The sequence below is a fragment of the Desulfobulbus alkaliphilus genome, assembly GCF_016918545.1.
Classification (GTDB): Bacteria; Desulfobacterota; Desulfobulbia; order Desulfobulbales; family Desulfobulbaceae; genus Desulfobulbus; species Desulfobulbus alkaliphilus.
Genome location: NZ_JAFFQC010000329.1, coordinates 1 through 420, shown reverse-complemented (window position 1 = coordinate 420; position 420 = coordinate 1). Strand labels below are relative to the sequence as shown.

Here is a 420-nt window from a genome sequence, read left to right as displayed (position 1 = left end):
CTCCTTGCCCGAATAGCGAATAAATTTATAACGGGCTTCAAGGGTATTTTTCGTCGCCCACCAGGCAGTGGCTCCATAGGGGTAGTAGCTTTCCTGACTGAGTAACCGCCCAGAGCCATCCAGCTCCAGCATGCTGCAGCCCAGATGGTCCGAGAGGCTCAAACGCATGTGTTCGTTATCGATGCTTTCGGGGCGCCCCTTCTCCCACTGCAATATGCTCGCGCTATTGAGATCACCGGCCACCGTCAGCACATTCAACCATTCGCCCGTGGCGCTGTTGCGCCGGACTTCGAGACCGGGCAAGTAATACACCTCTTCACGACGGGGCTGACGATGGCCATGGGACTGTCTGATTTTAAGCGCCCTTGCCCCGCTGCTGTCGTAGACATAGGCCTCATCATCGTTGGCACCGTCCTGGCG

The 420-nt window shown here is 57.1% G+C and carries 1 pseudogene; it reads right to left on the bottom strand.

The window, feature by feature from the left end:
• A pseudogene (locus tag JWG43_RS18785) lies at nt 1-420 on the bottom strand (RHS repeat domain-containing protein); the annotation flags it as partial.